At 65.6% G+C, this 6,131-nt stretch carries 5 protein-coding genes; 1 reads left to right on the top strand and 4 read right to left on the bottom strand.

All coding sequences use genetic code 11. The annotated features are described in order from the left end of the window. Positions 1 to 107: 107 nt before the first annotated feature. From J7I92_RS20705 to acs, 4 genes are read right to left on the bottom strand one after another with little or no spacing between them, the layout of a single operon-like run. Positions 108 to 602, bottom strand: a complete 495-nt coding sequence (locus J7I92_RS20705) for a CoA-binding protein (RefSeq protein WP_214843551.1) — start codon at positions 600 to 602, stop codon at positions 108 to 110. Beyond that, a complete protein-coding gene (locus J7I92_RS20700; protein ID WP_214843549.1) occupies positions 599 to 1,948 on the bottom strand; it encodes an O-acetylhomoserine aminocarboxypropyltransferase/cysteine synthase family protein in 1,350 nt (449 codons plus the stop codon). The genes J7I92_RS20705 and J7I92_RS20700 overlap by 4 nt, the downstream gene beginning before the upstream one ends. Beyond that, positions 1,948 to 3,165, bottom strand: a complete 1,218-nt coding sequence (gene sfnG, locus J7I92_RS20695) for a dimethylsulfone monooxygenase SfnG (RefSeq protein ID WP_214843547.1) — start codon at positions 3,163 to 3,165, stop codon at positions 1,948 to 1,950. The genes J7I92_RS20700 and sfnG overlap by 1 nt, the downstream gene beginning before the upstream one ends. After that, a complete protein-coding gene (acs, locus tag J7I92_RS20690; protein ID WP_251040240.1) occupies positions 3,162 to 5,366 on the bottom strand; it encodes an acetate--CoA ligase in 2,205 nt (734 codons plus the stop codon). Before acs ends, sfnG begins: the two co-directional genes overlap by 4 nt. A 292-nt stretch (positions 5,367 to 5,658) precedes the next feature. Here acs and J7I92_RS20685 point away from each other — a divergent pair, with 292 nt between their 5' ends. Next, positions 5,659 to 6,084: a CoA-binding protein gene (locus J7I92_RS20685; protein ID WP_214843546.1), complete on the top strand. Its 426-nt coding sequence runs from the start codon at positions 5,659 to 5,661 to the stop codon at positions 6,082 to 6,084. Positions 6,085 to 6,131 lie beyond the last annotated feature (47 nt).

Below are 6,131 nucleotides of genomic sequence, written 5' to 3'. Positions count from 1 at the left end.
AACTGCGGAGCGGCGCCCAGTAGATCCGTTCAATCAGGAACCACACCGCTGCCGCAAGAAAAGACCGACTGCCCAGAGACCACGAAACCCACTAATTCAGCAGGCTCCTAGGCGAGGACCTGCCGCTTCGAGGAAATGACCCCGGTGTCGAAGCCGGCAAGGTGCAGTCCGCCGTGGAAGCGTGCATGCTCGATCTTGACGCACCGGTCCATCACGACGTCGAGCCCGGCAGCTCCCGCCTCCTTGGCGACGTCCTCGTGCCACGAACCCAGCTGCAGCCACAGCGTCTTCGCGCCGGCTGCGATGGCTTCGTTCAGGACGCCGGGCAGGTCATCGTGTTTGCGGAACACGTCCACGATGTCCGGGCTCTCGGGCAGATCGGCCAGCGAGGCGTAGGTCGGCTGGCCGAGGATCTCCTTGACCACCGGGTTCACGAAGTACACCTTGTAGCGCGTGGAGGACTGCAGGTACGTCGCGACAAAGTAGCTGGCCCGCGAGGGCTTGTCCGAGGCGCCCACAATGGCGATGGACTTCGCCTGCCGGAGCAGGCTTAGGCGCTCCGGTGCGGAGGGGCCGGTCCAGGTTCTTTCCACTGCGCTCATGCCCGTGCTCCGATCGTGCAGGTGTCGGCGGTTTCTTCCCCGAAGGCGTCCTCTGCCGTGGCGCCCTGCGCTTCGGTGAGGGCCTGGTCGAGGTCCCACAGGATGTCGTCGATGTCTTCCAGACCCACGGAGATGCGGACCAGGTCCTCCGGAACTCCGGCGGATTCCAGCTGGGCCGGGCTGAGCTGCTGGTGGGTGGTGGATCCGGGGTGGATGACCAAGGTGCGCGAGTCGCCTACGTTGGCCAGGTGCGAGGCCAGCTGGAGTGACTCGATGAACTTCTGTCCGGCCGCGCGGCCGCCCTTCACGCCGAAGGAGAATACCGATCCGGGACCCAGCGGCAGGTACTTCCGTGCCCGCTCAAAGTGGGGGTGGGAGGGAAGCCCGGAGAAGTTCACGTAGGCCACACGCTCGTCGGCCTCCAGCCACTCAGCCACTGCCTGGGCGTTCTTCAGGTGTTCGTCCAGGCGCTGGGGAAGGGTCTCAACGCCCTGCAGCAGCTGGAACGCGGACTGCGGTGAGAGGGCGGGGCCGATGTCGCGCAGCTGTTCACAGCGGAGCTTGGTCAGGAAGCCGTACTCGCCGAAGTTGCCCCACCACGACACGTTGCCGTACGAGGCCACCGGCTCGGTCATGGTCGGGAACTTGCCGTTGCCCCAGTTGAACCGGCCGCTTTCAACGATCACGCCGCCCAGGGTGGTGCCGTGGCCGCCGAGGAACTTGGTGGCGGAGTGGATCACGATGTCCGCGCCGTGCTCGATCGGACGCACGAGGTACGGCGTGCTCAAGGTGGCGTCGACGACAAGGGGGATGCCGGCGTCGTGCGCCACCTTCGCCAGGGCCGCAAGGTCCTGGACCTCCGACGACGGATTGGCCACCACCTCGACGAAGATCGCCTTGGTGTTGTCCCGGACCGCTGCCGCGTAATCGGCGGGGTCGGTGCCCGGAACGAACGTGGTGTCCACACCGAAGCGGCGCAGGGTGACGTCCAGCTGGGTGACCGTTCCGCCGTACAGCTGGGAGGCTGCCACGATGTGGTCCCCCATCTGGGTGAGGGCGGCGAAGGTGATGAACTCCGCGGCCATGCCCGACGACGTCGCCACAGCGCCGATGCCGCCTTCCAGCGATGCGATGCGCTCTTCGAAGGCCGCGACCGTAGGGTTGCCGATGCGCGAGTAGATGTTGCCGTACTTCTGCAGAGCGAAGAGGTTGGCCGCGTCCTGGGTGTCCTTGAACACGAAGGACGTGGTCTGGTAGATGGGCACGGCGCGGGCGCCGTGCTCGGCGTCGGGGGTGCCGCCGGCGTGCAGGGCGCGGGTGCGGAAACCGAAAGTGCGGTCGGCCATTAGACAGCCGCCAGTTCGGTGGCCGAAACGGCGGCGACGGGAACTCCGGACAAATCCAGTTCCGTACCGTTCTTACGTGCCAGGTCCGCCTCGAGTTCGCGGACGATCGGCAGGACGTCCTGGCCGAAGGCGGCGACTTCCTCCTGGAAGTGCAGGTAGCCGGTCAGGAACAGGTTCACGCCGATTTTCTTGTACTCCACGATCCGTTCCGCGATCTGCTCCGGGGTGCCGATCAGCTGGGTCTTGAAGCCGTCGTTGTACTGGACCAGGTCTTCGAAGCTCGAATCGGCCCACATGCCCTTGCCGTCCTTGGTGGACGCGCCGGCTTCCTGGACTGCGTCGCGGAAACCCTGCACAGCAGGCTTGTGCGCCTTCTCCACGATTTCGCGGAGGGTGTCGCGGGCTTCCTTCTCGGACTCGCGGGCTATGACGAAGCCGTTGAGGCCAAACCGGGGTGCGGCCAGCGCGCCCTCCGTGCCGCGCCGGGTCTCGCGCCCGCTTTCCCGTGCTGAAGCGACCACGCCTGCGATGTTCTCCTTGAATCCCTCCAGGTCCTTGCCGTTGGAGAAGTACCAGTCGGCCACACGGCCCGCCGTGGCCTGGGCCGCAGTGGAGTTGCCGCCGAAGAAGATCTCCGGGTGCGCGCGGCCGGGGACATCCACCGGGGCGGGGTTCAGGGTGAAGTCGGTGATGTTGTAGTACTTGCCGGACTGGCTGTATTCCTGCTCGGTCCAGAGGCCGCGGAGGACCTTGATGAACTCCTCGGTGCGGACGTAGCGTTCGTCGTGCTCCAGCCATTCGAGGCCAAAGTTGGTGAACTCGTTCTTGAGCCAGCCGGAGACGATGTTCACGGCTGCGCGGCCGTTGGAGATGTGGTCCGCGGTGATGATGTATTTGGCCAGCACGCCGGGGTGCCACATGCCGGGGTGGACGGCCGATATGACCTTGAGCCGCTCCGTCGCCGCCAGCAGCGCGAGGCTGAAGGATGTCGCCTCGTGCTGCTTGTCGGCGCCGTAGGAAGCCGCGTAGCGGGTCTGGGTCAGGGCGTATTCGAAGCCGGAGTTTTCGGCGATCCGTGCAAGCTTCTTGTTGTAGTCGAAGTCCCAGCCGGTGCGCTGTTCGATCGTGGAGACCACCAGGCCGCCGGAAACGTTCGGTACCCAGTAGGCAAACTTGAGCGGCTCGGAAAGACGGGCAACGCTGCTGATGTCGTTCATGATTTTCCTTTACTTCTGTCCGATGAGGGGGACGCCGGCGCTGCGGTGTAACTGCGCACGGCGTCCCGGATTCCGGCGATTGCGGGTTCGTTCTGGAGCGACGTTGTGTCGCCGAGGGCGGTTCCCTCGAAAAGCTGGGTGAGCAGCCGGCGCATGATCTTGCCGCTGCGGGTCTTGGGCACGTCAGGAACCACGACGACGTCGCGCGGTTTGGCGATCGGCCCGATTTCCTTCGCGACGTGGTTGCGGAGGGCTTCGCTGGTTGGCCTTGTCGAAACCGAACCGCTCTTCAAAACTACGAAGGCGACGATCGCATGGCCGGTCTTGGGGTCGGTCACCGGGCAGACGCCGGCCTCCACCACTGCCGGGTGGGAGACGAGTGCCGACTCGATTTCGATCGTGGAGAGCAGGTGGCCCGAAACGTTGAGGGTGTCGTCCACGCGGCCGAGGATCCAGATGTCGCCGTCGTCGTCGTACTTTGCGCCGTCACCGGCGAGGAACCAGCCCTGCTCGGCGTACTTGCGCCAGTACGAATCGAAGTACCGCTTCGGGTTGCCCCACACGGTGCGCGCGATGGCAGGGCCGGGGATGTCAACCACAATGAAACCCTGGACGCCCGGCGGAACCATGTTGCCGGCGTCGTCCACGATCCGGGTGCTCACGCCCGGGAGCGGACGTGCCGCGCAACCTGGCTTGAACGCGGTGTCCGTCGGGGCGGGGGAGAGGATGGTGGCGCCGGTTTCGGACTGCCACCACGTGTCCACCACCGGGGCGGTGCCGGCTCCGACATTCTCGCGCAGCCAGCGCCACGCCTCCGGGTTGACCGCTTCACCCACGGTGCCGAGCAGGCGGATGGAGGAGAGATCGTACGTGTCCGGGACGCCGTCCGGGAACCAGCCCATAAGCGAGCGGACCAGCGTGGGTGCGGTGTAGTACTGCGTGACGCCGTAGCGTTCGATGATCTCGAAGTGCCGGCCCGGGTGCGGAGTGTTCGGTGTGCCTTCGTAGATCACCTGGGTGACGCCGTTGGACAGCGGGCCGTAGATTTCGTAGGTGTGGGCCGTGACCCAGGCGAGGTCCGCGGTGCACCAGTGCACGTCCTGGTCGCGCAGTGCCGGGTCCGGGTTGCTGAACAGGTGCTCGAAGCTCCAGGATGCCTGGGTCAGGTAGCCGCCCGAGGTATGGACCAGGCCCTTGGGCTTACCGGTGGTCCCGGAGGTGTACATGATGAACAGGGGAGTTTCGGCGTCGAACGCTTCCGCTTCATGCACATCGGAGGCCTGCCCGACGGCGTCGTGCCACCACACGTCGCGGCCTTCGGCCATGGGGACGTCCGACAGCCGGTCCGCGGGGGTAGTACGGTTGACCACCAGGACATGCTCGATGTGGTTCTCGCCTGCAACGGCTGCGTCGGCGTTGTCCTTCACCGGCACGGCCACTCCGCGGCGGAACTGGCCGTCGGTGGTGACCAGGAGCTTGGCCCGGGTGTCCTCCACCCGGAACTTCAGCGCTTCGGCGGAGAACCCGCCGAACACCAGGGAGTGGATGGCGCCGATGCGGGCCACTGCGAGGGTGATGATCACCGTTTCGGGGATGACCGGGAGGTAGATGACCACGCGGTCGCCTTTGGTGATGCCCAGTGCGAGCAACGCGTTGGCGGCCTTGGAAACTTCGCGCTGGAGTTCGGCGTAGGTGACGGCGCGGCGGTCGCCGGGCTCACCCTCGAAGTGGAGGGCCACTTTATCGCCGCGACCGGCCGCAACATGGCGGTCCACACAGTTATGGGCCACGTTGAGCTTGCCGCCCTCGAACCAGGTGATGTCCGGCCCGATGCCGGCGTCGGCATCGGCCGGCACGCGCCGGTGGGCTGTGTGCCAGGGCTTGCCGCTGATGTTGCCACGGTGGTCGCCGTCGGCCGGCGCTGCCCAATCGAGGCGGAGCGCCTGTTCTTCCCAAAAGGCAACGGTGTCTTGGGCGGAAGGGGAAGTGGTACTGCGGTGACGCGCCGGTCCGTCAATGGGGACGCCGTGCACTGCGCCGTCCGTGGGCTCGGTCAGGGACCATCCCGAAGAGCCGCGAGAGGAGCCGGGCGCGTCACGCAGCCCTGCTTCGTTCGCCGTCGCGTCCGAAGTGGTATGTGGGGTTGCCTCGGACGGAATCCGGGCAAGGGTGGGCAGGGCGGAAGAATTATCAGGGGTCATTGCTGCACTCCATCGGTCCTGGCAGTAGCACCCTGAGTTCCAAAAATTCCATGGGAAAAGACGGAACAGCTCCGTGGGAATGGTCGTCCCACATCACCGGGGTTGCTGCGGCTTCATCGATCCAGGTCTCTCGGCCGCTCGGGATGGTCACTACCTACTAGACCCGAGATGCAGGATTCCACAAAATCGCCACCCTCCGCGCTGTAATATTCGTTCATCGGCGGGATGTTGCCGGGGAATCATTCACTTATTCGACGATCGGCGCCAATGACCGCAGGAGTAAGCTGGATACATGGCCCATGTTAACGATCCGGCAGTCATTGAGCGACTCATGCGAACCAAAGGGACGTGGGCTGTCGTGGGCCTCACGAGGAATGAGTGGCGGTCCGCTTATGACGTTTCCCTCTATGTCCGCGACCGGATGGGCATGGAGATCATCCCGGTCAATCTGCCGGGCGACGACGTCCACGGGGAGAAGGGGTACCGATCGCTGGCGGACATCCCGGCTGAGAAGCACCCGATCGACGTCGTGGACTGCTTCGTGAACTCCCATAAAGTGGGTGCCGTCATAGACCAGGCCATCGCAGTGGGCGCAAAGGCCGTGTGGCTGCAGCTCGGCGTCTTCGACGACGCTGCTGTGGAGCGCGCCAAGGCCGCCGGGCTGGATGTGGTGGTCGACTCGTGCCCGGCCCGGGAAGGCTGGCGGGTGGGCATTTAGGGCCCGGCCAAGCGGTCCTTGCCCGACTCGGAAAGGACTGCCCAGCA

The organism is Arthrobacter sp. ISL-72, from assembly GCF_018613755.1.
Lineage (GTDB): Bacteria > Actinomycetota > Actinomycetes > Actinomycetales > Micrococcaceae > Arthrobacter.
This window is presented reverse-complemented; position numbering and strand designations above follow the sequence as displayed.